Annotated in this window: 16 protein-coding genes; 9 read left to right on the top strand and 7 right to left on the bottom strand. The window is 64.6% G+C overall.

The annotated features are described in order from the left end of the window. Positions 1–29: 29 nt before the first annotated feature. A complete protein-coding gene (locus tag SH412_RS18530; RefSeq protein WP_336519498.1) occupies positions 30–206 on the bottom strand; it encodes a hypothetical protein in 177 nt (58 codons plus the stop codon). A 209-nt stretch (positions 207–415) separates the two neighbouring features. Beyond that, a complete protein-coding gene (gene rho, locus SH412_RS18525; RefSeq protein WP_336519497.1) occupies positions 416–2,296 on the bottom strand; it encodes a transcription termination factor Rho in 1,881 nt (626 codons plus the stop codon). Between the two features lie 910 nt (positions 2,297–3,206). On the opposite strand from rho, the gene SH412_RS18520 reads away from it, so the two are divergent. From SH412_RS18520 to SH412_RS18500, 5 genes are all read left to right on the top strand, one after another. Then, the gene (locus tag SH412_RS18520) at positions 3,207–7,583 is read left to right on the top strand and encodes an amidohydrolase family protein (protein WP_336519496.1); all 4,377 of its coding nucleotides are present in this window, start codon (positions 3,207–3,209) and stop codon (positions 7,581–7,583) included. 125 nt (positions 7,584–7,708) lie between these two features. Further along, positions 7,709–9,322 (top strand): HEAT repeat domain-containing protein, encoded by a 1,614-nt coding sequence (locus tag SH412_RS18515; RefSeq protein WP_336519495.1) that lies wholly within the window; start codon positions 7,709–7,711, stop codon positions 9,320–9,322. 610 nt (positions 9,323–9,932) lie between these two features. Beyond that, a complete protein-coding gene (locus SH412_RS18510) occupies positions 9,933–10,889 on the top strand; it encodes a DUF1559 domain-containing protein (RefSeq protein WP_336519494.1) in 957 nt (318 codons plus the stop codon). Positions 10,890–10,924: 35 nt separating this feature from the next. Next, positions 10,925–11,353, top strand: a complete 429-nt coding sequence (locus tag SH412_RS18505; RefSeq protein ID WP_336519493.1) for a hypothetical protein — start codon at positions 10,925–10,927, stop codon at positions 11,351–11,353. Between the two features lie 244 nt (positions 11,354–11,597). After that, on the top strand, positions 11,598–12,083 hold the full coding sequence (locus tag SH412_RS18500) for a YbhB/YbcL family Raf kinase inhibitor-like protein (protein WP_336519492.1): 486 nt from the start codon (positions 11,598–11,600) through the stop codon (positions 12,081–12,083). A 24-nt stretch (positions 12,084–12,107) separates the two neighbouring features. Here the strand turns inward: SH412_RS18500 and SH412_RS18495 are convergent, their stop codons facing one another. After that, complete coding sequence (locus SH412_RS18495; protein WP_336519491.1) at positions 12,108–12,926, bottom strand: hypothetical protein; 819 nt, start codon at positions 12,924–12,926, stop codon at positions 12,108–12,110. A gap of 588 nt (positions 12,927–13,514) precedes the next feature. On the opposite strand from SH412_RS18495, the gene SH412_RS18490 reads away from it, so the two are divergent. Then, a complete protein-coding gene (locus SH412_RS18490) occupies positions 13,515–14,048 on the top strand; it encodes an HNH endonuclease (protein WP_336519490.1) in 534 nt (177 codons plus the stop codon). 287 nt (positions 14,049–14,335) lie between these two features. On the opposite strand, the gene SH412_RS18485 is transcribed toward SH412_RS18490, so the two are convergent. Further along, positions 14,336–17,554: a hypothetical protein gene (locus SH412_RS18485; protein ID WP_336519489.1), complete on the bottom strand. Its 3,219-nt coding sequence runs from the start codon at positions 17,552–17,554 to the stop codon at positions 14,336–14,338. Positions 17,555–17,996: 442 nt separating this feature from the next. On the opposite strand from SH412_RS18485, the gene SH412_RS18480 reads away from it, so the two are divergent. Next, a complete protein-coding gene (locus SH412_RS18480; protein ID WP_336519488.1) occupies positions 17,997–19,496 on the top strand; it encodes a hypothetical protein in 1,500 nt (499 codons plus the stop codon). Positions 19,497–20,156: 660 nt separating this feature from the next. Further along, positions 20,157–20,609, top strand: a complete 453-nt coding sequence (gene tnpA, locus SH412_RS18475) for an IS200/IS605 family transposase (protein ID WP_336519487.1) — start codon at positions 20,157–20,159, stop codon at positions 20,607–20,609. 817 nt (positions 20,610–21,426) lie between these two features. On the opposite strand, the gene SH412_RS18470 is transcribed toward tnpA, so the two are convergent. Both SH412_RS18470 and SH412_RS18465 read right to left on the bottom strand, forming a co-directional pair. After that, positions 21,427–22,509 carry a sugar kinase gene (locus SH412_RS18470; RefSeq protein WP_336519486.1) on the bottom strand — a complete coding sequence of 361 codons (1,083 nt, stop codon included), beginning with the start codon at positions 22,507–22,509 and terminating at the stop codon, positions 21,427–21,429. Between the two features lie 110 nt (positions 22,510–22,619). Then, a complete protein-coding gene (locus SH412_RS18465; protein ID WP_336519485.1) occupies positions 22,620–23,432 on the bottom strand; it encodes an SDR family oxidoreductase in 813 nt (270 codons plus the stop codon). Positions 23,433–23,653: 221 nt separating this feature from the next. On the opposite strand from SH412_RS18465, the gene SH412_RS18460 reads away from it, so the two are divergent. Continuing rightward, complete coding sequence (locus SH412_RS18460) at positions 23,654–24,034, top strand: PGPGW domain-containing protein (protein ID WP_336519484.1); 381 nt, start codon at positions 23,654–23,656, stop codon at positions 24,032–24,034. Between the two features lie 66 nt (positions 24,035–24,100). Here the strand turns inward: SH412_RS18460 and SH412_RS18455 are convergent, their stop codons facing one another. Continuing rightward, complete coding sequence (locus SH412_RS18455; protein ID WP_336519483.1) at positions 24,101–24,727, bottom strand: tetratricopeptide repeat protein; 627 nt, start codon at positions 24,725–24,727, stop codon at positions 24,101–24,103. Between the last annotated feature and the right edge of the window lie 133 nt (positions 24,728–24,860).

The following is a 24,860-nucleotide window of genomic DNA, read 5'->3' as shown; positions in this document are numbered from 1 at the left end:
CTTCGCAGGCCTCACCTCACCCCTCCGCCTCACCTCCACCCGCTCGGCTTCACCAGCCGTCGCGCCCGCTCCGCAACCGTCCAGTGCGACTGAATCTCCCGGCAGGCGTCGCGAATCTCGCTCCCCGTCGGATCTCGATGCCATTGCCCGTTCTTATCGAGCGTTCTGACGACAGATTTCACAGGTTCGGAAGTTCTGACCAGCATCGCGGACTCCACATCAAGAGGGAAAACCCGCCGTGGTCTCCAGAGATCACGGTAACCGCATTCCACCGTACCACGTCGCCCCGATCGCTGCCATTCGCGCCGCGCGGAACGGGACGGTTCAGGCCGGCGCCCCGCATGCCCCCACAAAAAAACGCCCGCCAGGTCAAAAACCCGGCGGGCGCTCCATTTCCATCCGCTTTCCCGGTCCGTTACATGATCGACCGGATCTTCGCCAGGAACTCCGCGTTCGTCGGGTACTTGACCAGAATCCGCGTCAACTGCTCCATCGCCTCCACCGGACTCATCGAAATCAGGCTCCGTCGCAGCAGCGTCACGCCTTCCAGCACCTCCGGCGACAGAATCTTCTCCTCGCGCCGCGTCCCCGATCGGGTGATGTCGATCGCCGGCCAGATCCGCCGATCGGCGAGATCCCGGCTCAGGACCAGCTCCATGTTCCCCGTCCCCTTGAACTCCTGGAAGATCGCGTCGTCCATCCGGCTGCCGGTTTCGATCAGGGCCGTCCCCGCAATCGTCAGCGACCCCCCCTCCTCGAACTGCCGGGCATTCCCGAACATCTTCTTCGGCAAATCCATCGCCCGGATGTCGAGCCCGCCCGTGCCGGTCCGGCCCGAGTTGCTCCACTTGTTGAACGCCCGCGCCGTCCGCGTGATGCTGTCCAGCAGCACGAACACGTCCCGCCCTTCTTCCGCCATCCGCTTCGCCCGCTCGAACACGAGCTGGCTCACCCGGATATGACTTTCGAGCTCGCGGTCCAGCGAAGATGCAATCACTTCGCCCCGCACCCGACGCTTCATCTCCGTCACTTCTTCGGGCCGCTCGTCGATGAGCAGCACCATCAGATAGATCTCCGGATGATTCTTGGCGACTGCGTCGGCGATGTCCTGCAACAGCATCGTCTTGCCGGTCCGCGGCGGAGCCACGATCAGCGCCCGCTGCCCCTTGGCGATCGGCGTCAGCAGATCCATCACCCGCATCGTAATCGGCATCGAACCGGTTTCGAGGATGATCTGCTCGTGCGGATTGATCGGCGTCAGCTCGTCGAAACTCTTGACCTCGGCATAGGCCTCCAGCGTCCGACCGTCGATCGTCTCGACCGACCGCAACCGCGGCCCTTGCCCTCGACCGCCGGAGACGCATTCGCCCGTGATCCAGACCCCTTCGCGAAGCTTGTGCTTCTCGATCAGCGTGCTGGAGACAAACGCGTCCGACTCCTGCGAAGCGTAGTTGGCCTTGGCGTCGCGCAGGAAGCCGTAGCCCTTGGGATGCAGTTCCAGCAGACCCTGAACCGGTTCGCCCGGCAGGTCCGCGCGGGGCGGAGCATTGTAGTTCGGCTGATTTCCGTAGCCTGGCTGCCGCTGCTGCCCCCCTTGACCGCCCTGGTAACCGCCGCCACCGCCGCGGCGCTGGCCATGCTGCTGGCCGCCCCGCTGGTTGCGACCGCCGCCACGCGGCGGCTGCTGGTGATGATGACCGCCGCCACCGCCGGCGTTGGGACCGCCGGTCGGTCCGCCGGACGTCGGCTGGTCGCCGCCACGACGACGACGACGTCGGCGACGGGGACGACGACCGTCGTCTCCCGCTCCGCCTTCTCCCGAGTCGCCCCCATCAGCACGCGGAGCAGCGCCGTTCTCGCCGCGAGGCGCTTCCATTTCGGCGTCGCCGCCGGCAGGTCCTGCGCTTTCATCGGGGCCGAAACCGACCGTATCGTACGAAATCGGAGGCTCGCGCTCGGGGCGAGCCCGCTCGGCCCGCGGCGCAGGAGCACGTTCTGCCGGTTCGCGCTCGACGGGCGCCGGCGGCGGGGCCGCCGGTTCGACCGACTCCACCACCACCGCCGCTTTGCGAGTCCGCGGTCGCGCTGGTTTCCGCGGAGCGGGGGCTTCGAGCGCTTCGAAGTCCATATCGCGCTCCGTCGGAGGTGCGTCGAACTCGGCACGGGCTGCCGCGGCTTCCTCGAAGGCGTCTTCAATCGCCGGCCGGGCGACATGCGATTCGTCGCCAGCAGCCGCCTTGGTCGTGCGACGCGGTCGTGTGGTCCGCTTGGGGGACCCGGAGCTCTTTTCCGCCATACAGGTTGTCCAAACCTCTCAGGAATCCGTCACGCCGCAGGCCTGATGCCCGGCGGCAACACGAAACATTGGGCGTCTGACGGGAAATCAATCACGTTCGGAGTCGATTTCCCGACGGGCCGGAACAGTCCGACCCTCAACGCAAGACAGACAGGCTGCGTCCGGCAGACGGAGAAATCGCATCTGCAGCACGCACAAACCGCCGCGGCGTGGCAACCGCATTGGCGATGCTCGGACGAGCAGAATCCCGCCTCGTGAGGACGCCGAAACGACCCCTCAATCAGCCGGAAGCCCGCTCACGGAGTTTTTGCAGAACCGGGATTTCGCGAATAACTTCCGCGAACCAGGACCCCCCGCCCAGATCCTCGTGACCAGCACGAAGCCATGACGCGGGAATTGGCCCACATACTGCCAGCAACCAGCTCCGGGAACAACGGTCTGCGAAGCATCCGGGAACGGAACCACCCCGACATCGATACCAAGTCATCACTCGAAAGGAGGAGGTTGCCACTCTCGGCAACCATCACCCGGGACGAGCGGCGCCCACTCGGCAGACGTCAAACTGGTCTGATCCTGGACCATCGCAGGCCGTAACCCGCTTAGACTTTCGAGACTGACGACCACCGGAACCGCAGCATCCTGCCGGAACCCTTCGGTGAAATCGTCTTCGCAGAACCTGTTGGCGACATGCCGTGACGCATCAAAGCCTGCCAACACTCACAGCATCATATCGAACGCACCATCCCTGTCAATTCAGCTCTTACGGTATTTCGGGCAAATTTCATCACCGGCGCAGGGCATGGCGGGACGCTCACCCCCGCTGGTATGCTGCAGACCGGAGAGTTTGCCCGATTCCCCCAACCCGAACGCAGCCCGGTTTTTCCGGCCGCGAGGATGAATATTGAATCCGATGAACAACCCGGAGACCGATTCCATCGACGCCCCCCGACCGGCCCGGCGCGGCTGGGGCCGTTGTCTGCTGATTCTGACGCTTGCCGGACTTCCCCAGATCGCCACCGCCGCCGAACCGGCATTCCAATCCCAGGGATTCGCCGTCCGCTGCCTCGCAATCACCGGGGCGCGGGTCGTCGTCGCCCCCGGACGGGAAATCGAGAACGGCCGCGTCATTCTCCGCGACGGTCACATCGAAGCGGTCGGCGGACCCGAAATCCCGCTGCCCCTCGACGCCGAGGAACTCAAAGCCGACGGACTCATCGTCTACCCCGGCTTCATTGACGCCGGCTACACCGGCTGGCTCCCCGCCGACGCGCGCAGTCCCGAGGACGAAGGCCGCCCTGTCGACAATTCCCGGCAGGCCCTCGCCGGCATGCGCGAAGCGTACTACCCCGGAATCGTTCCGCAGTGGCAGGCCGCCGAGCGGCTCAAGCCCACCGAAGACTCGCTCGAAAAGCTCCGCCAGCAGGGGTTCTGTGCCGTCCACGTCACCCCCACGCACGGCTTCATTGCCGGGCAGGGGGCGCTTGCCTCCACCGGAACCGCCCCCCGCCGTGAAACGCTCCTCCTGCCCGTCACCTTCGTACCGGTCAATCTCTTCACGCGCGTCGGCAACGAGTATCCCTCCACCCTCATGGGCGTCCACGCGCTGCTCCGCCAATCCTTCCTCGACGCCGCCCGCCACGACCAGCAGCTCGCGCTCGCCGCCACGCCCGCCAGCAAGCTGCCATCCCCGGCGGTCGACCCGGTCCTGACCGAACTGGCCCGCCTCCAGCGCGGCGAATTGCGATCGCTCTTCACCGCTCAATCGCGAGACGATATCGAACGCTCCGTCGCACTCGCCCGCGAGCTGGGACTCAAGCCCGCACTCTGGGGCGTCAAAGAAGGCTGGAAAAGTCTCCCCCATCTGCAGAACCTCGGCACGGGGCTGATTGTCGACGTCAGCTTCGGCGACGAACCAAAGATCGACCCTCCCGAAGCCAGCAAGGACGGTCTGGTCGATCCGTTCGTCCCCGAACGCGTCCGAAAATTTCGCCACGCCGAGTGGAAAGCAGGAACCGCCAATCTCGCCAGACTCCACGAGGCCGGCCTCAAATTCGGCCTGTCGAGCCGCGATCTCAAGCAGCCCGATCAGCTCCACAAGCACCTGCGGCAGGCCATCCAGGCCGGGCTCCCGCGCGACGCCGCCCTCGCCGCCCTGACGTCGAATGCCGCCGAATTGCTCGGCGCCGGCGACCGGCTCGGGACGCTCGACGCCGGCAAACTCGGGCACGTGATCATCCTCTCCGGCCCCTTCGACGACGAACGCTCCCGCGTCCGCCACGTCATCATCGACGGTCGCCGGTACGAGTACCACCAGGACGCCAAACCGGTCCCGACGGACATAGAATCAGAGAAAACGGTCCTCGACATCGCCGGAACCTGGCAGGTCGAGATTGATGGAGCCGACGGCAATTTGCGCGGGACGCTGGAACTGGTCCAGGTGAAGTCGGCCCTCTCCGGACGATTCAGCAGTGATCAGGGCGACGGCAAAATCTCCTCGGGATCGGCCTCGGCAGACTCGTTGGAGTTCGTCGTGTCGATCGGCGCCGGCGACCGCGCCGTGCAACTGAAATTCTCCGGCAAGAAGTCCGACGTCGGACTGGCCGGAACTTTGAAATCCGCCTTCGGCGCCCCCGTCGCATGGACCGCCCGGAAACCCGAAACGCCCCCGACGCCCGACAACCCCATCGCCCTCAGCGGTCTCGAAGAGAGTCCCGCCGACGCCAGCCAGCCGCAGGCCGGCGCCGAGACTCCGGCGACCGTGACCGGCGAACAGCCGACCGAATTGCCGCCGGATCGCCTGGCCCGGCCGTTGCAGACCGGCGGCAACGTCCTCGTCCGCGGGCTGACAATTCTCACCGGAACCGGAGCGGTCCTGGAGAATTCATCGATCCTCGTCCAGGCAGGCAAAATCATCGCCATCGGCCCGGAGATCGAGGCCCCCGCGGGCGTCACGGTCATCGACGGCGCCGGCCGCTTCGCCATGCCGGGGGTCATCGACACCCACAACCACATGATGATCTCCGCCGGGCCGGGACTGGCAGGCGTCAACGAGGCGACCGACTCGATCGTCTGCGAAGTCCGCATCCGGGATTCCGTTCACACCGACGACATCTCCGAATACCGCACCCTCGCGGCAGGCGTCACCACCGCCCGGCTGCTGCACGGCTCGGCCAACACCATCGGCGGCCAGGACGCCATCGTGCAGCTTAAGTACGGAGACGATATCGCCGGCCACCTGCTGCCGGATTCGCCGCAAGGCGTAAAGTTCGCCCTCGGCGAGAACGTCAAACGCCGCACCGGCCGTTTCCCCAATACGCGGCTGGGCGTCGAAGCCACCATTCACCGCGCCTTCGTCGAAGCCCTCGAATACCGCCGCAACTGGCAGGAGTACGATCGCCAGAAGCAGGCCGCCGGCGAAGCCGGCCAGAACCTCCTCCCCCCCCGACGCGACCTCCGGCTCGAAGCCCTGGTCGGAATCATCGAATCGCAGATCTTCATCCACAGCCACTGCTACCGCGCCGACGAAATCCTGATGCTGCTGCGCTCGGCCGACAAAGTCGGCGTCCGCGTCCGCTCTCTGCAGCACGTGCTCGAGGGCTATAAAGTCGCGCCCGAGATCGCGAAACACGGCGCAAGTTGCAGTACGTTCGCCGACCACTGGGGCTACAAGGTCGAAGCCTTCGACGCCGTCCCCCACAACGCCGCACTGCTCCATGCCGCCGGAATCAACACCGTCATCAAAAGCGACTTCCCGGTGATCCCCTGGCCCCTCCGCTGGGAAACCGCCCGCACCATTCGCCACGGCAACATGCCCCCGGACGCCGCTCTCCAGGCCGTCACGCGCAATCCCGCCCGCGAACTGGGAATCGACGATCGCCTCGGAACGCTGGAAATCGGCAAGCAGGGCGATTTCGCCCTCTACAACGGCCACCCGCTCAGCGCCTTTTCCCGCTGTGAAATGACCTTCATCGCCGGCGAATGTTACTTCGTCCGCGAGCAGCAGCCCTCCGCGATGTCCCAGGCCGCCGTCGCACAGACGAAGCTGGCCCCTCCTCTCTCACTTCCCGCTCCCGAGGAACGCAAGCCCGTCCTGAGCCACCTCGAACGCCACCTTCCAAAGGTCGCTCTCGTCGGCGCCACGCTCCATCCCGTTGACGGGCCGGAAATCCCGAACGGCACGCTGCTCATCGAAGGGGAATTGATCACGTCGATCGGTCCGGGGCCGGGGATTCCGGCCGACGCCACATTCGTCAACTGCCAGGGGCTCCACATTTACCCCGGGTTGATCGACGCCGGTTCCATGCTGGGGCTCAACGAAATCGGTTCGATCCAGGAAACGCACGACACGAACGAGGCGGGCCTCTTCCAGCCCGATCTCCTCGCCGGCACAGCCATCAATCCCGATTCGGAGCTCCTCCCCGTCGCCCGCGCCGACGGCATCACCACCGCATTAATCCGCCCGCTGGGGGGCATCATCTCCGGGCAGGCCGCTCTCATGCAGCCCGCCGGCTGGACCGCGCCGGAAATGGTCATCGAGCCGGCCGTCGGCCTGCAGATGCAATGGCCTGCCGCCAAGGACCGCAAAAAAGTCATCGACGAGCTCCGCCAGTTGCTGACCGACGCGCGGGTCTACGACAAAGTCCGCTCGGCCCCGCTGGCCGACGGCCAGCCACGGGTCGTCGAGGATCCTCGCTTCGAAGCCCTCCGCCCCTACATCAAGGGCGAACGCACAGTCTTCATCGAAGCGGTGACTCGCGTGCAGATTCTGGAAGCGCTCCAGTTCGCAAAAGACGAACGGCTCAAGCTCGTCCTGACCGGCAGCCTCGACGGCTGGAAAGTCGCCAAAGAAATCGCCGAACACCAGGTTCCGGTCATCCTGGGGTCGGTCATGCGCCCCCCGCTCGAAGACTTCGACCCCCTCGACGCTCCCCTCGCTTGCGCGGGCCTGCTCCACGAAGCCGGCGTCAAAGTCTGCTTCCGCTCGAACAGCGCCGCCCTCGCCCGGCACCTGCCGCTCGAAGCCGGCGTCTGCGTCGCCTACGGCCTCCCCGAAGACGTGGCCTTAAGGGGCGTCACCTTGACCGCTGCGGAAGTCCTGGGCGTCGCCGACCGGCTTGGCTCGTTGACCCCCGGCAAGTGGGCCAACCTGATCATCACCGACGGCTCCCCCCTCCAGCCGACCACCCAATACAAGGGAATCTACATCCGCGGTCAGGGGTTCGCCCCCGAGAGTCGCCAGACTCGCCTCTATGAAAAGTACAAAGCCCGCCTGGCGGAAAAACCGTAGTTCCCCTGGCGCTCCGTGACCAAATGCCGATTGCTTCGCAGCCCCCGCACAGCTAGTCTGCCGAATCAATCTTCAACCTGCGGCTTCGGCATCCATTCCTGCGAGCGCTTCACGGAACCCCGAATATGTGGTGGCGGAATTGGTGGGAAGCTGTTCGCGACCCGTTCGATCCCGTCCCGCGCCGACTCTGGAAAGCCCTCGTCCTGCTGGCGGTCGGCCTGTTCGGCATCTACGTCGTCTGGCCCCGCGTCCGGATCGAGTGGCTGGTCGTCAATCTCCACGCCAATCCCGACAGCCAGACCGCACGCGAAGCCGCCTGGCGCCTGGGCGAAATCGGCAATACCGCCCGGGGCGCGTTGCCGTCGCTGATCGAAGCCCTCGACGCCGGCCCGATTGAGCAGCCCGCCGCCGACTCCTCCTCCCGCACGCATCAGATCGGACTCCTCAGCGTCGAAGCGGCGCAGGCAATCCGGAAAATCGGCGACCCCGAAACCGTCGCACTGCTTCACAGGCGGATGATCGCCTGCCGCGACTCCGATTCGGATGCGGGCGCCGGCGCCGCCCGACTCTACATTGCTCTGAACAATGCCGGCGGCGTCCAGGCGGGCAATCGTTCCGCCGCCGACATCGACGTCGCCGAAGTCTTCGACGTGCTCCGCGACAGTCGGAATGCGTTAACCTGCAACCTTCTGCTGAGCTGGCTCAACGCCCGCTCATTGGTCAGTCCCGACATGGACCCCGACGGCCAGCTCAAAGCCATCTTGATCGATTGCCTGAATCGGCTGCAGATCGCCGCCGCCGCCAGAATCCTGGTCGCGTGGGCCGAGCACGATCCCGCCGTCGTCCCCGTGATCCTCGACGAAGAATGCCGTCAATACCGCGCACACTCTCAAGACTTCACCTCCTCCGGTGTTCTCTATCAGCCGATTCACGGACGGGAAAACGCGACCATCCGCGAGTCGCTTCCGTTGCTCACGACCGAACTCGACGGCCCCGACGCACCGATGATTGTCCGCCTGTTCGCCGAATGCTTCTGGTTCGACCGGCAGCAGGACGAACGCTATCGGCGACAACCCCCCCGGGCCGAAGTGCTGCTGGAGTACTTCCGCACGTCCCTGTCCCACGAAAAAGCAACCGTCCGCCAGGGGGCGGCGCAGATCCTGACGCGGATCGCGGAAACCGCCGCCGACGACGACGCGCATCAGTCGGCCCCCCTGTTTGATGCCGAAATCCTCGCCCGCCTGGAACATCTGCTGAATGATCCCGATCCGCCCGTTCGCCTCGCCGCATCCGTCGCCCTCTGGAAAATCCGCCAGCAGGCCGAACCAGGCCTGACGGAGCTCCTGGCGGGCCTCGAAAGCCCCCACGAGGCGTCGCAAACACTCGCGGCAGCGTTCTTCCGCGGACTCGGTCCTCATGACGCCTGGGCCGTCTCCGCGCTGACCGCACATCTGCAATCGACCTCCACAACGGTACGCGTCGCCATCCTGCGGGGCCTGGCCGTTCTCGGACCGTCCGCCCGTGATTCGATTCCCGCCATCATCGCCACGCTCGATTCGGACGACGAGGAAACCCTGACGGCTGCCGTCGAGTGCCTCGCGGCCTTCGGTCCGGACGCCAGCGAGGCGCTGCCACGTCTCTGGGACGTCTTCTTGAACTCCGACGACGTCGACATCCGCCGCCTGGCCAACACTGCCATGGCCAAAATCGACCCCAACCGCCGCAATCGCGACCGCTGACAAATCACCGGCATCGATTCTGAAACCGTGCCTCTTTGAGTCGTGTCCCCTCCCCCGCTGTCTTCAGTGGGAGAGGGCCAGGGCGAGGGTCTTCGAAAGTGCCGCAGCGTCGTCCACGGAGAAAAGACGGCGCGCCTCACAATCGCGACCGCTGACCAGAGATCGCGGAAACGCGGGAGAGTCTTGACAGCCGTCCGGGTACAGGACGGCAACGCCAAGCTTTCGAGCCCCCAGACGCTCTCCCTTCGCCGATTAAGGGACATTCACCCATATCGGATTTCCCATACCCCATGCGGAAATCTCCTCGACCTCGGGCAGTTCCAGCGCCAGCAATTCCCAGCGCAGAGCGTCTGACGACAACGCCCTGCCTCCAATCCGAACAAAAAAATCGCCATGTCACGATAATAAGATCACTTTTGGAACCAGTAGGTCGCGTCACGAATTTCGTGACATAGTGAATGCGAAAATACTGGAATTTGCGATTGCCTGCGTGACGGAAATGGCCTTAAAGTAGGCGGCTATTCAGGTTCACTTCTGTTCGCCATATCGCCGCTGAACCTCAATCGGCCGTTCGTAATCGTGATCGCATTTCCTTCTGAAAGGGCCCCGAATGACTCTCCGACCCTCCCCCGGATCGCGGTCCGGCTTCACCCTGATCGAGCTGCTGGTGGTGATCGCCATCATCGCAATTCTGATCGCTCTGCTGCTCCCCGCCGTGCAGCAGGCCCGCGAAGCCGCCCGGCGCTCGCAATGCAAAAACAATCTGAAGCAGCTCGGCCTGGCCATGCATAACTACCACGACAGCATGCTCGTCTTTCCCTTCGGCACGATCTCGCGGATCAACGGCAGCGCCCCGCTCCCCGGAACCAGCAACACCCGCCAGAACTGGTTCCACATGATCCTCCCCTACGTCGATCAGGCCCCCCTGTACAACTCCTTCGCCCCCCAGTGGGAAGCCAACATCTTCCCAGGCTCCTGGACCGGCTGCACGACCGTCATCCCGGTCTTCATGTGCCCGTCGGACCCCGAAAATCCCAAAACCACCAACCAGGGCTTCCACGGCAACTACTTCCCGTGCCACGGATCGACCAGCGCCGGAACCAGCAACACCTTCGCCGTCACCAACGGGCTCTTCTATCCGCTGTCGCGCACGTCCATGAAAAGCATCACCGACGGCACGTCGAATACGATCATGTTCAGCGAGATTCGCATCCAGAAGGACAACATCGGCACGGCGATCGGCGTCGGCAACGTCCTCTGCGGCAGCCCGCACGATCTGCGCGGCCGCTACTACAACACACACCACGGCAACGCGACCTTCACGACCTTGCGACCCCCGAACACCACCGTCGGCGACGTCATGCAGTATTGCCAGGGAACCATCAACGTCCCCTGCCGCCAGTGCCTCGCCGGCGGAACCGAAATCCACGCCCGCAGTTGGCACACCGGCGGCGTCCACGCCACCATGGCCGACGGCGCCGTCAGATTCATCGGCGACAACATCGACACCGGCATCTTCCAGGGACTCGGCACCATCAGCGGCAGCGAAACGCTCGGCGAGTTCTAGTCCGTCTCCCGCCATCATCCGGAGATCGCCATCTCATGTCTGCGCAAAAAATCTCTCTCCGCCTCCGACTCGCCTGCATCAGCCTGGCCGCCTCCGGGTGGCTCACCGGTTGCAACAGCGGCCCCGCCATGCCGACCACCTATCCCGTCTCCGGCGCCGTCACCCTCGACGGCCAGCCCATGCCGGCCGGCAGCATCGTCTTCGACTCCGCTGACGGCAAAGGCCAGCCCGCGGGCGGCGGCATCAAAGACGGCGCCTTCTCCCTCAAGTCCTCGCCCGGCGACAAAATCGTCCGCATTTCCGCGTCCAGGGAAACCGGCGACAAAGACGAATACGGCTCCCCAGTCTCCGTCGAACTGGTCGGCGAAGCCTTCAACCGGAACTCGACCCTCAAGTTCACCGTCAAACCTGAAGCCACCACCGACGCCAAGTTCGAAGTCCAGAGCCCCGCCGCGAAAAAATAGGCCGCGCCTCCACGCGATCCGCATCGTCGGCCCCCTCTTGGCGCGCGTCCCGTCGCGTCCTACTGTGGTAGAGAATGTCCGCGGTCCCCGCCCGCCGGAAGCCTCGCGACAGCGGTTGCGCCGGCGCAGGTCGTCGTCTGGGCGGAGAAGGGGGGCTCGGCCCGGCGGGCAGGCCGTTGTGGATGGCGCCGGGGGGCGGACCGGGGAGTCCGTTCGCCGTTTGAACTTTGTCGTGGAGTCCCGCATGTCTCTGCAGGTGACCAGCCCGGCTTTCGCCGACGGCGATCGCATCCCCGACAAGTACACCGGTGAAGGGGCCGACGTCTCGCCCCCCCTCGAATGGAGCGGCGTCCCCGATGGGACTCGCGAACTGGCGCTGATCTGCGACGACCCCGACGCCCCGCAGGCCGAACCTTGGGTCCACTGGGTCTTCTACGGCCTCAACGCCACCGTCCGCTCCCTCCCCGAAAATCTGCCGTCCGGCACGCGCCTGTCGACGCCCGTCGCCATGCTGCAGGGGCGCAACACCTGGACCAGCGGCCGGACCACCGGCTACCGCGGCCCCCTCCCGCCCCCCGGGCACGGCACCCACCACTATCACTTCAAACTCTACGCCCTCGACGCCCCCCTGAGCCTCAACCCCGGCATCGACAAGGCCGCCCTCCTCAAAGCCATGCAGGGCCGCATCCTCGCCACCGGCGAGCTCATCGGCACCTACTCGCGGGAGTAGCCCGCTTGGCGGCGGCCCGCGCCATCAACCGTCGCCAGTCGCCGCCTCAAGGTCCCCCGGCCAGCCCGGACCCCGTTCCCACGGCGGCGGATTCGGACGCGGGTCCCGCGGATCCCGGTCACGCAGCATCTCCGGAAACAGCCCCGCCCCGATGTCCACAATCGGCACCGCCAGCGGATGGTTGTAGAACGCATTCCACTCCTCCTGCGTCAACCCCTCCTCCTCCCCCAGTTCCAATGTTCTTCTCTTAGCCCCCGTCGAACCGCCGGGGGCCTCTTCTTTCCCCTTCGCCTTCACCGGCTTCCACCCCGCCGGCGGCGGTCCAAGGAGCGACGGGTCGAGATACGCCAGCATCTCGTCGTAATTCTCGATCGCTTTCTGCCGCGCCGCGGCCGACGTATGGCTCGTGACTCCCGGAATCGCCGCCGGGTCCCCCGCCAGATTCACTCCCCGCAAAAACTCCGGCCGGGCCTCCTCCCCCTGCGTCGCCAGCCACTCCCGATATCGCTCCCACACGGCGGGCCGCTTCCCGAACCGCCGCTCGATCGTCCCCCAGCAAAAACTCGACAACCGGTCAAACGCCGCCTTCGTCGGGAACTCCCCGTAAGCCGCGCTCACCCGGTTCAACTCCGCCAGCAGCACCGCGTCCGTATGCACCATCCCCGGCCGCCCCCGCTCCGGCTGCCCCGCCGCCCGGCTCAGCGACTTCCAGTCCCCCCAGCGACGATACACCTGCCTGACGCTGATCCCAGTCTCCCGCTCAAACTGCCGCAACGTAACCCCCGGCCCCTCCCGCTCGATCAGCCCCTGCAGCAGTCCCAGCAATTCCTCACGCGTCGACATGAGATTCCCTCGCGAACGTCCTTCACCGGGCGACACGCCCGGCCAGTCGCCGCACGCCCCCGTCACCCTATGGCACTTTGTTGCGCGGAATTCACAATCCCCCCCCACCTGTCACCTCCCCCTCTTAGCCCCCCTCCAATGGAGGGGGGCCGCACGACGAAGGGGGGGGCCGCACGACGAAGGGGGGGGCCGCACGACGAAGGGGGGGGCCGCACGACGAAGGGGGGGGCCGCACGACGAAGGGGGGGGCCGCACGACGAAGGGGGGGGCCGCACGACGAAGGGGGGGGCCGCACGACGAAGAGGGGGGCCGCACGACGAAGAGGGGGGCCGCACGACGAAGAGGGGGGCCGCACGACGACGGGGGGGGCCGCACGACGAAGGGGAGCCCGTTTACAAAAGGGGACCGGTCGCGCCCGGCCCCCTTCCCGCCAGACCAGCGCGGGAGCACCACGGAACAAGCACATCACCGCGCGAGTAACGGCGGAAGAATTCGCCGAGGTCCGCCGCCGGGGACTCCCGGCCCGGCGAATGCCGACACTCGCGATCGTCTGTGTTAAACTTTCCTTCAGGAGGACCCGCGCACCCGATGACTCTCAAACTCCTCGACCGTCTCTACTTCTCCCAGGGAGGGCGCTGTTTCTTCTGCCGGCTCTTCCTGCCGCGCCACGAGGCCAGCGTCGAACACCTGTTCGCCTCGTCCAACGGCGGACCCAACTCGGACGACAACTGCGTGGCCTGCTGCAAGGCGGTCAATTCGCTCCTCGGCCGGATGCCCCTCAAAGAAAAATTCCGCGTCGTCCTCGACCAGCCGGGCCACTTCCAGTGCCCGGCCGACATCGGTTCCCCAATCCCGGTCGCCGATCCCGCCCCGCCGCCGCCTGCGGCCGCAGACCTCCCCGCGGTTCCGCCTCCGCCGCGCCAGCGTCTCGAATTCGACCGCGTCGTCGTAATCCTGAAAAAACAGCACCGCGCCCGCCCGAGAACGCTCAAGTCGCTGACGAACGCCATCGCCGCAATGGCGAACGGAGCCACGGCGGAGGAAGTAGAGGAAATTCTCGCTCAATTGCAGGACCAGAGGCTGGTGCTGATCGACGGGACCAGCGTGATCTACGCGCTGTGAGCCTTTCAAGCTCCGGCTCTCTCACTTCCGCCGAACCGGACACTCGGAAGACCGAGCGGGAAGCGTCAGCTCCCGGAGGGTTGCTTCGCCCGCTCGCCCCATGAAACTCCGTAGTGCGGAATCTGCAATAAGGCGCAGCCCTGTCCTGTTCACAAGGGCGCCGAAACACGGGAATGATGCGGGACATGATCGCGAATAACGCCGCTCGCGCAGTCCCCAAAGCCGAACGACCCGCGGAGGAGTTTCCTCCGCGGGTCGTTCGCTGCAAAACTCGGGCGATGCTCGAACTACGGGACTTCGGTAAACGTGATGGGAATTTTCAATTCGCCGGACACCGGGAGACCGGGGAGTCCGGCGGGGGTCACCGTGGCCGTCAACAGGACGACATAGGGCTGGTTGCCGGGCGACTTGGGATCGACCGACTTCAGCCGCGTTTCAACGGCCTGCTTGATGGCCGTCTGCAGTCCGATGAAAGGCTGCAGCTCGATCACATAGCTGCGGTCGCTGCTGTCGAAACGCACGTTGTCCAGTTTCAACAGGCTGGCTTCGGTCGGTTTCAAGAGCGTGTACTGGGCATCGGCGAGACCGCATTGCACCACAGCGGCAGTGCTGGGGACCGGCACGCCCGCCGGCACGCGAATGCGCAGCTCCAGCGGCGTGCTGGCGCGGACGTCCTCGATCGTAAACGGACTCTGATCGTTCGCCGGCTTCTTCCACAGATACCGCACGCCGTACTGTTGCTGCGACCACGAGAGATTCGCCGTTGCGGCATTCTGCGGTTTTGAAGCCACGACCGGCACCAGCAGCGGACTCGACACGCCGTACGGCGTCGCCAGTCGGATTTCCACGTACTTGTCGTTGCAATCGCATGGTGCGCACGAGTCCGAGGCTTCTTTGCGCGGCGTGCACTGACGGGACTCGATCTGCGCTCCGCGTGGGATTGACACCTGCATCACCTGCCGACTGAGCAGCGAGAACTGGTTGCTGGCCGCACTCAGATTGACGTTGCCCGCAATCACCCGGGTGCCGGTCACGCTGAAGTTCTTGCCGACCAGGAACAGCTCCGTGTCGCCGTCCGGATTGATTCCGGGCGCGCCGTAGAAGCCCACGAGTTCGGGAGCGAGATCTGTGACCCCCGACGAGAACATTTCGAAACCGCCGAGTGTATTCTCATAGGGCACCTGGGCGTGCATGGTGTTGATCGGCAGCTCCTGCGAAAGCTGATGCGCCCGCTTGAGCATCCGCTCGACTTCACCGTCCCGATAGAGGTGCTCGTCCTGGATGCACATCGCGACCGAGTCTTCCATCGTCTTGATCATCCTGCTCCACTCGACGGTCTGCTCCATGCTGGGGGGCGTCAGACCCGCCTTGAAGGCATTGGGAACGTGGCACGGCACGAGCGGAAACCAGTTCGTCCGGACGTCGAACCGCACGTGCTTGACGAACGAGGGCATGACGACCAGGGCGACGCATTCGCGCATGCCGGGTTCCATTCGCCGCTGTTTGAGCATGGCGTCTTTGCCGGGACCGCCGATGAGCATGTCGCGGGTGAGGACGGTCAGGTTGCTTTCGACGCCGGGCGTCTGAACGCGGGGGAAGAAGCGCCAGCCGAAGGTGTCGTCACCCGAGCCGAAGCCGACGACGGTTTGATTGAGCGAGATCGTGCGGATATCCTGTTCGATCCGCCGCATGTAACGGGTCAGGCTCTGAGCATTGACACGCCGCTGGGAGAAAGCGAGGGCAATGGCGACCTGCATCTCGCGTCGCAGGCTGAAGGCGTCGGTGACATTCTGCTGTTGGGTGACGGGATCGAGGGCGAAGACGCGGACGGGCCAGCGGCACTTGACGTACTCGGCGAACGCCATCTTGGCGGCGGGGTCGGGATCGGGGCCGTAGAACGTATAGCACTGCCCGGCCGGGACGCAGTGGCAGCTCGGGTCCTGGCTGACTCGCTTCAGGTCTTCGTTAAGCTGCTGATTGAGGAGGACGGATTCTACGAGAATGGCCCAGGCGAGCGCTTGCGTGGAATTGTTTGGGGCGCTAGCATCATGCCCATAGAGGTTGTCGCGACAGCTCTTGAGATCCTCCCTGTCGACACGGCGAATCGCCGCGACCGGCGGCACGGCAGTGGAGTACCAGATTGGCATACTCCCCACACCATCGGGTGAGTGGCCCGTCGAGTGATTGAGAAAGTCAAACGCCGCCTGCAACTCATTTCGCAGGAAGGCTTGTACGTCGGTCATTCCAAGTCGATCCCGACAGGCGTTGCGATCACGGGCCAGGAATGCGGCTTGGGAGATCGCCATCAATTCTCTCAGTCCTATTACGTTAACTAGCTGGCTTGCGGGGATCGCATAACGTGAACGCCGTTCACGAGAAGTGAGCGCGCCTTGCCACGTGCTGCCCGTTGCCCTAGCAAGGCTCTCCTCCACTTCAGCTCGTACAGTATCCCTCAGTTTAATCGCTTTCGTTCTGGCGTCATTGATGTTCTCTTCCGTCAATAAGTTGAAGTCAACCATCGGCATGAGAGCACGGAACTTGTTTGCTTGGAATTCTGTTAGTTGTTGTTCTGAAGGTTTTGGAGATTCAAGGAGGCTGAGAAGATATGCAGTGTCTTGTATTGTAATTTCAAGCCTAAGAAGTCCGTCCCACACTTCCTCAACGATTTTGACAATCGGCAGCGCCAACTGATCCACCAGATCATTGATCACCAGCTCGCGGAACGTGCTGGCCAGCAGTTCCTCGGACAAGTGCGATTCCACCGTCAGCGTCACTTCGGCCCCGTAGTTCTCGCGGGTTTTGTCGCCTGGGATCAACGAAACAGGGATGCGGACGAGATTCAGCGCGTAGCCGGGAGCGTCGACGGAATCGTCCCCTTCGTTGATCCGCCGGATCTGGTGAAGGTGGTCGAGATAGCGTTTCCGCTGGTCGAGCAGGATTTCTGGCTCGACAGTCAATTTATCAGTGCTGCTGACCAGGCCACTTGGTACCGTTCGAGTAATCACATTCGTTGTGATTTTGCTGTCGCCAGACGCTTCTCCTGTGTTTGGAACCGCAAGCAGGTCACTGGTCACGGTCGTGATCGTTTGGCCGGTTGCCTCCCCGTCGGCCCCGGGCGCTCCCATGCTCGGAAGCGTTCCAGTCTTGCTCGCCATTCCGAGAGCAATCGCCTCCGACAGAAACGCCTGGTCTGTCACGGCGATGTTGGCCTGGACGCTCCCCTCCGGGAACTGCGTGAGCTGCTTGGCCATCTCCCGCTCGAATTCCTGGCGGAAGGCCGTCAGGCGGGCCTGGCCCCAGACGTCCGGCGCTTTCACCGTGACTCGTCCGTAATACTGGAGCGACCGTTCTACGTGATCGAGCTGCTTCGCCAGCCGTTCGACCGACGTCGTCGTCCGCCACGGATTCCGGAACGGTCCCGCCGTCACGTCGGGCGCGAGCAGCGCCGCCAGCATCACAATTCCGCCGGCCGCCAGCGGCCAACCCAGTCCTGTGGCCCGTTTCATCTCACAACCCTCCCTGGTGTGCAGCGGAATCCGCCGCCGCGCCGCGTCTCTCCCCGGCCGACCATGGCCGTACTGCACAAAAAGGATCGTCTCGCCGGGCCACTCTGAACGCGCATTTTGGTGGACAGCAGCCAGTTTTTCGGTGCAGTCGACAAGATTGCACATTCTTCCGGACGAATCGTCACAGATTACGCACTTCACAATCGACAATACTCATGGATGGTCGACAAAATGCTTCTGAACGGGATTGCGCGCCGATCGGCGTGTCACCGGAGCATCGTCACCATTCGGGGTCGGAAACGTGACAGGTTTTGCTTGGCAAATACGGTGCGTAATGATACTGACGTGTATGGCAGTAATGCCAAGTCCAGTGCAGTCCGCCGACGGGGAGCCGGCAGCGCCGCAGATTCCATCGGTCGTTGTGTCGTCCACGAAGCAAGTCATGCAGGTTGCGGTCCCGCCGCAGCCCGGACTCTCCCTGAAACTCGTGTTTCCCAAGCCGGCCTTCGGGACCGACGTTGCCGGTAAGGCGAGCTTCAGGCTGCTCGAAAAGGCGACCGCAACAGCCCCGGCGGTCGCCGCGCCTCCGCCGCGCCAGTCCGTCAGAACCTTCGTCGAAGAGTCAGCGACCGACGTTTCCGTGGAGGTTTCGGCGGCCGGCGGGGCGCAGGGACGCGAGACGCTCCTGGAGATGACCATAACGAATCCTGGCGTCGAACTGCGCGAGACGTTTCTAAAGGTGACTCCGCCCGACATGGCGCCTGAACCCGTACTGGGAGATCGCGACGCCGATGTGTGGGCCGCCGTAACAATTACCAATCAGACGGGGGTCACATGGCCCGAAGGAATGTCGCTGCAGGTCCAGCTTGATGCCGATACGAAGATCGATACGACAGTTCCCGCCGGAGGTTTGAAGACCGGCGGACGTCTCACGCTGTCGGGCAAAACCAATCAGACTCTCGCGCTGACCTTTGGCGTCCGATTGACGGACCTCGTCATCCCGCCGAACGGAGACCCGCCGGCCGATGTTTCAAAGACGAAGCTGAACCTGTCGGTCGGGGTGAAGGAAGCCGCGTCGGCCCGGAAAGCGCTGGCCTTTCTTCAGACAAAGCCGCCGTCGCGCATCGACACGGGTGCCGGTATGGACTGGTCCGAGCTGTTGCCCCTCTCAAGCAAGCAATCGGCTCTGCTGGTCGCCGGGACAACTGTTGTGAATGGGCCGCTGGGCGGCGAGACCCGGGTGAGCGGCGCCAAAATGTCGGCCCAGTACGATCTCGCAGGGATCAGCGCCGGGTATCTGTTTTACCGACCGTCCTGGACGTACAGCATGCAGGTCAGCAGCAAAACATTGATCGAGTGCAAGGCACTCGAAGCAGCGCTGCGGGCCTCGACGCCGATCGGCTGGGCGATTTCTTCTTCCACGATTACAGCGATTGAGGGGATCCCCTCCGGTGCAGATCTGAAAACCAACTTTAAACTAACCGCCACCTTCAAGCCGGAAGGGCTCGTGAGTCGTTCGCTGCTGCTCACCGACGTGGACGGCCTGAGTCAACTCGGTTCGCGGGGAGATCTGCTGGCGGTCAATGAGAAGTCGCTCAAAAAGTCCTTGGATTCCTTCGAGAGCCTGCAGAAGTTTCTGGAGGCGGCGCTCAAGATCCAGCCCCAGCCCCCAAGCAAGGTTCAGGGGGAGTTGCAGTCGATCGCAACGGAAATTGGCAATTGGCGGACGCAACTGACGGATTTGCTCGCTGAAATCAAGAGCACAGCGAACATTCCCGATGCAATCGCAAAGCTGCAGGAGCAGGCCCAGACGGCGGCGGATGATTTCAACGCCTTCAATGATCGGGTTCTGGCGATTCGGATTCTGCCCACGGAGCTCGTTCAGAATCAATCGCCATCGCCCGCCGATGGAAAGCCGTGCCCGACTCCGGCTGCGCCGTAGGCGTACCGGGCCACCACGGCCGGGGCGGCGGCAGGTTGCGATTCCGCGGCACGTGCGGCGTTCCGTTGCCCCTCCGGGGCAATTTGCGCCGTGGAGACTTGGGGCACGGGGCATGGTCCGGACCACGGGTTGCGCGTCGGTCGGCTTCGCCTCCCGCCGCTCCACCCGTGGCGACAGCCCGTCGCCCCTTCGGGGCTGAAGGCGGGGGCACCTCCCTAGACTCAATGGCAAGGGCGACGCAACGCTGTGACCAGGCAATCGAATTCACATTCAGTCTCTTCCGCCCCAACGGGGCGCAGGGCTGTAGCCACGGGTGGAGCGCAGTCCGCCAACAGGCGGACGAAGCGCAACCCGTGGACCACGGGACGGCACACCACACCGCCCCGGCAGGGGCGGAGGAACATCGCGACGCACCCGAGCCGCGCGACGTTCCGTTGCCCCTCCGGGGCAACACGTCCGGCATAACGTGGACCACGGGTTGCGAGTCGGTCGGCTTCGCCTTCCGCCGCTCCACCCGTGGCGACAGCCCGTCGCCCCTTCGGGGCTGAAGGCATCACTCGTTTGTCAGGCGGAATTCAGAGACGGAACCCACGTCTGCGTAGTACACTAATATTCTCTGCGGTGTTGGTACTGTCCCTCTGATCCGGCGAAGGAGATTCCATGTCCGGCACTTATTCGCAACTTCTGCTCCACGGCGTCTTCAGCACAAAACATCGCAGGCCCTGGATCTCCTCGGAGGTCGCCGGGCGGTTGTATCCCTATCTCGCCGGCGTCATTCGAGGCGAGAAGGGACTCCTGTACGACATCGGCGGCGTTGAGGATCACGTCCATCTCTACTGGCGCTGGAGGCCCGATGAATCGGTGTCCAACCTGATGCGAAACCTCAAATCGCAGTCCTCCGGATGGATCCACGAGACATTCCCGGCTCTGAAAGACTTCGCCTGGCAGGAAGGGTACGGCGTGTTTTCCGTGAGCAAGTCGCAGGAACCGGTCATTAAGTCGTACATCGCCAGCCAGCGTGAGCATCACCAGCGGACAGACTTCAAATCGGAATTCCTGAGATTGCTCCGCGCCCACGACGTGGAATTCGACGAACGGTATGTGTTCGATTGAGGAAGGCCGCAAGGCCGGCCATTGTTCTCAGCCCCAACGGGGCGCAGGGCTGTAGCCACGGGTGGAGCGCAGTCCGCCAACAGGCGGACGGAGCGCAACCCGTGGCCCCAGCCCCAGAACACAGATTTCAAATCGGAGTTCCTGAGATTGCTCCGCGCCCACGACGTGGAATTCGACGAACGATATGTGTTCGATTGAGGAAGGCCGCAAGGCCGGCTATTGTTCTCAGCCCCAACGGGGCGCAGGGCTGTAGCCACGGGTGGAGCGCAGTCCGCCAACAGGCGGACGAAGCGCAACCCGTGGACCACGGCACCTCACGACACACCGCCCCGGCAGGGGCGGAGGAAGACCGCGACGCACGCGTTGTGCAAGACGTTCCGTTGCCCCTCCGGGGTGATTGCGCGCGGAGGGCGCGTCGTCCCACGGGTTGCACTCCGTCCGCCTGACGGCGGACTGCGCTCCACCCGTGGCTACAGCCCGTCGCCCCTTCGGGGCTCAGAGCCGCCTGGAAGTCTGTTATGTGGACCATCAATGGCGACTCTCCCCATCGCGAGACGTTCATGGCGGGCGCAGTTACCAACGCATTCTGGCCATTAGTGCAGGAGCTTGGGTTGCGTCAGGGCGACCATCGTTCGTAATGAGCCGCGATCACTTTCCCATCCGTCCTCTGTCACACTCACCCTCCCCCACTTTGCACTTTGCATTTTTCACTTTTCATTTTGCACGGCCTCTTCCTCCAATAAAAAAGCCGCCGGAAAACCCTCTCACAAAGGTCTCCCGGCGGCTTTCTCTCAACCCTCAACGCTCAACGTGCACTCTACCGCTGCACGCGCGCCGAGCCTCCCTTGGCAAACGCTTCGACTTCCGGCAGTTTCGCCATGGTGACGTCGCCGGGGAAGGTGGTCAGCAGGGCGCCGTGGGCCCAGCCGAGTCGCAGCGCCTGTTCCGGTTCCTTGCCGGTCAGCAGGCCGTAGATCAGGCCGGCGGCGAAGCCGTCGCCGCCGCCGATGCGGTCGACCACGTCGAGCTGGGCCGTCGGGCTGACGTACTTCTGGCCGTTGAGCCAGACGACTGCGGCCCAGTCGTGGCGGTTGGTCGAATGGACTTCCCGCAGCGTCGTCGCGACCATCTTGATGTGCGGGTGCTTCTGCACCACCTGCTCGATCAGCTTGAAGAAGTTCTCGGGGTCGAGTTTGGAGGCGTGCTCGACGTCCTGGCCTTCCAGGCCGAGACCCTTCTGGAGGTCTTCTTCGTTCCCCACCAGGCAGTCGACGTGCTTCACGATATTGCCGATGACTTCCTGGCCCTTTTTGTCGCCGCCGACCGAGGCCCAGAGCTTGGCCCGGTAGTTGAGGTCGAAGGAGGTAATGGCGCCGCTGGCCTTGGCGGCCTGCATCCCTTCGATGATGACCTGCGAGGTCGTTTCGGAGAGCGCGGCGAAGATCCCGCCGGAGTGGAACCACTTCACCCCTCCGCCGAAGATCTTCGCCCAGTCGAAGTCGCCCGGCTTGAGCATGGCGCCGGCTTCGTTGGCTCGGTTGTAGAAGACGACCGGCGGCCGCACTCCCAGCCCGCGGTCGCTGTAAACCGTGGCGATGTTCGGTCCGCGGACGCCGTCGTGCTTGAACCACTTGTAGAAGGGCGTGACGCCCATCTCGCGGACCTTGGCCTGGACCATTTCGCCGATGCCGTAGTCGACCATGGCGGTGGCGATGCCGGTTTTGAGGCCGAAGCAGTCGGAAAGGTTGGCGGCGACGTTGTATTCGCCGCCGGAGACGTGAATATCGAACGAGCGGGCTTTGCGGAACGGAATAATCCCCGGATCGAGCCGGTGGACGAGAGCGCCGAGTGAGAGCAGATCCAACTGGCAGGCATCCTGACGAACATTCAAGGCAGACATGGGGGAATCCTGAAGAGAGTGGTTAGTGATTAGTGGCTGGTGGCTAGTGAGGAGCAGAACGAAGAACGCGGCGTGTCTTTCTCGACGCTCAACCCTCAACCCTCAACGATTCAGATCGTGACCGACGAGAAGCCGCCGTCGACGACGATGTTCTGGCCTGTCACGAACGAGGCCGCCTTCGGAGCGGCGAGCCAGACGACGGCGCCGGCGAGTTCTTCCGGCTTGCCGAAGCGGGCCATCGGCGTATGCCCGATGATCTGCTTGCCCCGGTCCGAATAGCCGCCGTCTTCGTTGAACAGCAGCTTCCGGTTCTGCTCGGCGGGGAAGAAGCCTGGGCTGATCGCGTTGACCCGGACGCCTTTGGTCGCCCATTCGCGGGCGAGGAACATGGTCAGGTTGATCACCGCCGCCTTGGCGGCGGAGTAGGCCACCACGCGCGACAGCGGGATCATTCCGGACATGGAGGCGATATTGATGATGCTGCCCTTGCCGGCGGCGACCATCGATTCGCCGAAGACCTGCGAGGGGAGCAGCACGCCGCCGGCCAGGTTGAGGTCGAAGACCTCGTTCCAGGCGGCGACGGGGAGCTTGCAGAAGTCGGCGCCGGGGGGGAGCGTGGCTTCGGGTTTGTTGCCGCCGGCCGCGTTGACGAGGATTGTGACGGGGCCGAGCTGGGCCTGGATCGCGTCGCGGGCGGCGACGAGCGAGTCCTTGCTCATGGCGTCGGCGGGCTGGAACATCGCGGTTCCGCCCGCCGCCTGGATGGCGTCGACGCGCTGCTGGCCCCGTTCGGCGCTGCGGCCGACGACGGCCACCCTGGCTCCCGCGGCCGCCAGGGCGTCGGCCATGCCGCCTCCCAGCGCGCCGGTGCCGCCAATGACGACGGCGACTTCGCCGTCGAGTCGAAACAGATCGTGATGCATGGCAGATCTTCAGAAGAACAGGGGGCCGTTACCGATCAAGCGGCCGGATTGTACCTCAGGAGACCGCGGCATTGCAGCCAACCGGAAGGGTGGCGGATTATCGACGCCGAGGAGCCGGCGGAACCGGTCGATTCGCCGGAATGGGCACGACTCGATTGACCTGATAACCTGTTTGCATCAATGTGGTTACGTCAGGATTTGCGGCGGGAGAGGACAGATCGGTGACGGAGCATCCGAAGGAAGAAGCGGGAGACGCGCCGCCGGCGGCCGATCCGCCCGCCGTGGCCCACGAGGTCCATACCGTGCTGCCGCTGCCGTGGGCCATCTGGTTCTGGGCTCAGGCGCGGAAGATTGTCGTCGCCGTGATCGGTACGACCGTGATCCTCGCCGGCGTGGCGATGCTGGTCCTTCCCGGACCGGGCTGGCTGGCTATTTTCGGCGGGCTGGCGATTCTCGCGACCGAGTTCGCCTGGGCGAAGTGGATGCTCAAATACGCGAAGAAGCGCATGTCGCAGCTCGCCGAGAAGTACGTGGGGCTGGGTGCGACGGAGAAGTCTCCGTCGTCGAAACCGCAGTCCCGCGACCCGGCCAAGTCTGCGTGAAGCGACCGGAGCAATCCGACGCACTGCCCGCCTCCTGCCGGCAGTGCGCGACTGCAGGACTCCTTCCTACAGCGAGGAGAGGAGCTTCCGGGCGGCCCCGGCGGCCTCTGTCGACTTGTAGTCGGAAACGAGCTGCTGCAGCGATGCGCGGGCCGCGTCGGTGCGGTCGGCCTCCAGCAGCTTGCGAGCCAGCCGCAGCTTGGCTTCCGCCTGTTGTTCCTGGCTGGGTGGCGTGACGGACTCGGACGACGCAGTCGTCGTCCGTCCGGCTGCCTCACGGCGGAACCGGTTGGCCCGGGCGGCCTTGCGGCGCTCTTCCTGCGCCTGCCGATCGGCCAGGGCCTGCTTTGCCTGGGCCTGCAGGAGCGGCGCAAGCTGCTGCTGCAGCCGGTGCTGTTGCTGCATTTCCCGCTGCATCTGCTGCTGCCGGTTCTGCTGCAACTGATTGGCAAACATCAGCCCCTGCATCAACCCTGCGGACGAAGTTCCGCCACTGGAACTGCCGCCGACGCTTCCGTTTCCGCCGGCTGCGCCGCCCGCACTGCCACCCGCTCCGCCCCCTCCACCGGCGCACATGCCGCCCCCGGCGGACTGCGCGCTGGCCGGGATGGCGGCCAGCGTCAGCAGCAGGGCTGATGCCGCGGCCAGCCCCCGGCGGACCCAGGGACTGCACGAAAAGTTCCACGATCGCATGAGAGGATCTCCCCAACAGGGCGCGGGCCGGAGTGGCCCGCAAGCTGGGAGCGAGCCTGTTTTCGCTCCGTCCTACGGTGAAACGCGGAGTCCCGTTCGCCGTCAACAGGGGGATTGGAAGATTTCTCGCGGA

It is taken from the genome of Planctellipticum variicoloris, from assembly GCF_030622045.1.
GTDB lineage: Bacteria > Planctomycetota > Planctomycetia > Planctomycetales > Planctomycetaceae > Planctellipticum > Planctellipticum variicoloris.
This window is presented reverse-complemented; position numbering and strand designations above follow the sequence as displayed.

What these genes read in the sequence shown, in the direction of transcription:
- SH412_RS18530 (WP_336519498.1), bottom strand. Translation starts at nt 206, where the DNA reads ATGCTGGTCAGAACTTCCGAACCTGTGAAATCTGTCGTCAGAACGCTC.
- rho (WP_336519497.1), bottom strand. Translation starts at nt 2,296, where the DNA reads ATGGCGGAAAAGAGCTCCGGGTCCCCCAAGCGGACCACACGACCGCGT.
- SH412_RS18520 (WP_336519496.1), top strand. Translation starts at nt 3,207, where the DNA reads ATGAACAACCCGGAGACCGATTCCATCGACGCCCCCCGACCGGCCCGG.
- SH412_RS18515 (WP_336519495.1), top strand. Translation starts at nt 7,709, where the DNA reads ATGTGGTGGCGGAATTGGTGGGAAGCTGTTCGCGACCCGTTCGATCCC.
- SH412_RS18510 (WP_336519494.1), top strand. Translation starts at nt 9,933, where the DNA reads ATGACTCTCCGACCCTCCCCCGGATCGCGGTCCGGCTTCACCCTGATC.
- SH412_RS18505 (WP_336519493.1), top strand. Translation starts at nt 10,925, where the DNA reads ATGTCTGCGCAAAAAATCTCTCTCCGCCTCCGACTCGCCTGCATCAGC.
- SH412_RS18500 (WP_336519492.1), top strand. Translation starts at nt 11,598, where the DNA reads ATGTCTCTGCAGGTGACCAGCCCGGCTTTCGCCGACGGCGATCGCATC.
- SH412_RS18495 (WP_336519491.1), bottom strand. Translation starts at nt 12,926, where the DNA reads ATGTCGACGCGTGAGGAATTGCTGGGACTGCTGCAGGGGCTGATCGAG.
- SH412_RS18490 (WP_336519490.1), top strand. Translation starts at nt 13,515, where the DNA reads ATGACTCTCAAACTCCTCGACCGTCTCTACTTCTCCCAGGGAGGGCGC.
- SH412_RS18485 (WP_336519489.1), bottom strand. Translation starts at nt 17,554, where the DNA reads ATGAAACGGGCCACAGGACTGGGTTGGCCGCTGGCGGCCGGCGGAATT.
- SH412_RS18480 (WP_336519488.1), top strand. Translation starts at nt 17,997, where the DNA reads ATGCAGGTTGCGGTCCCGCCGCAGCCCGGACTCTCCCTGAAACTCGTG.
- tnpA (WP_336519487.1), top strand. Translation starts at nt 20,157, where the DNA reads ATGTCCGGCACTTATTCGCAACTTCTGCTCCACGGCGTCTTCAGCACA.
- SH412_RS18470 (WP_336519486.1), bottom strand. Translation starts at nt 22,509, where the DNA reads ATGTCTGCCTTGAATGTTCGTCAGGATGCCTGCCAGTTGGATCTGCTC.
- SH412_RS18465 (WP_336519485.1), bottom strand. Translation starts at nt 23,432, where the DNA reads ATGCATCACGATCTGTTTCGACTCGACGGCGAAGTCGCCGTCGTCATT.
- SH412_RS18455 (WP_336519483.1), bottom strand. Translation starts at nt 24,727, where the DNA reads ATGCGATCGTGGAACTTTTCGTGCAGTCCCTGGGTCCGCCGGGGGCTG.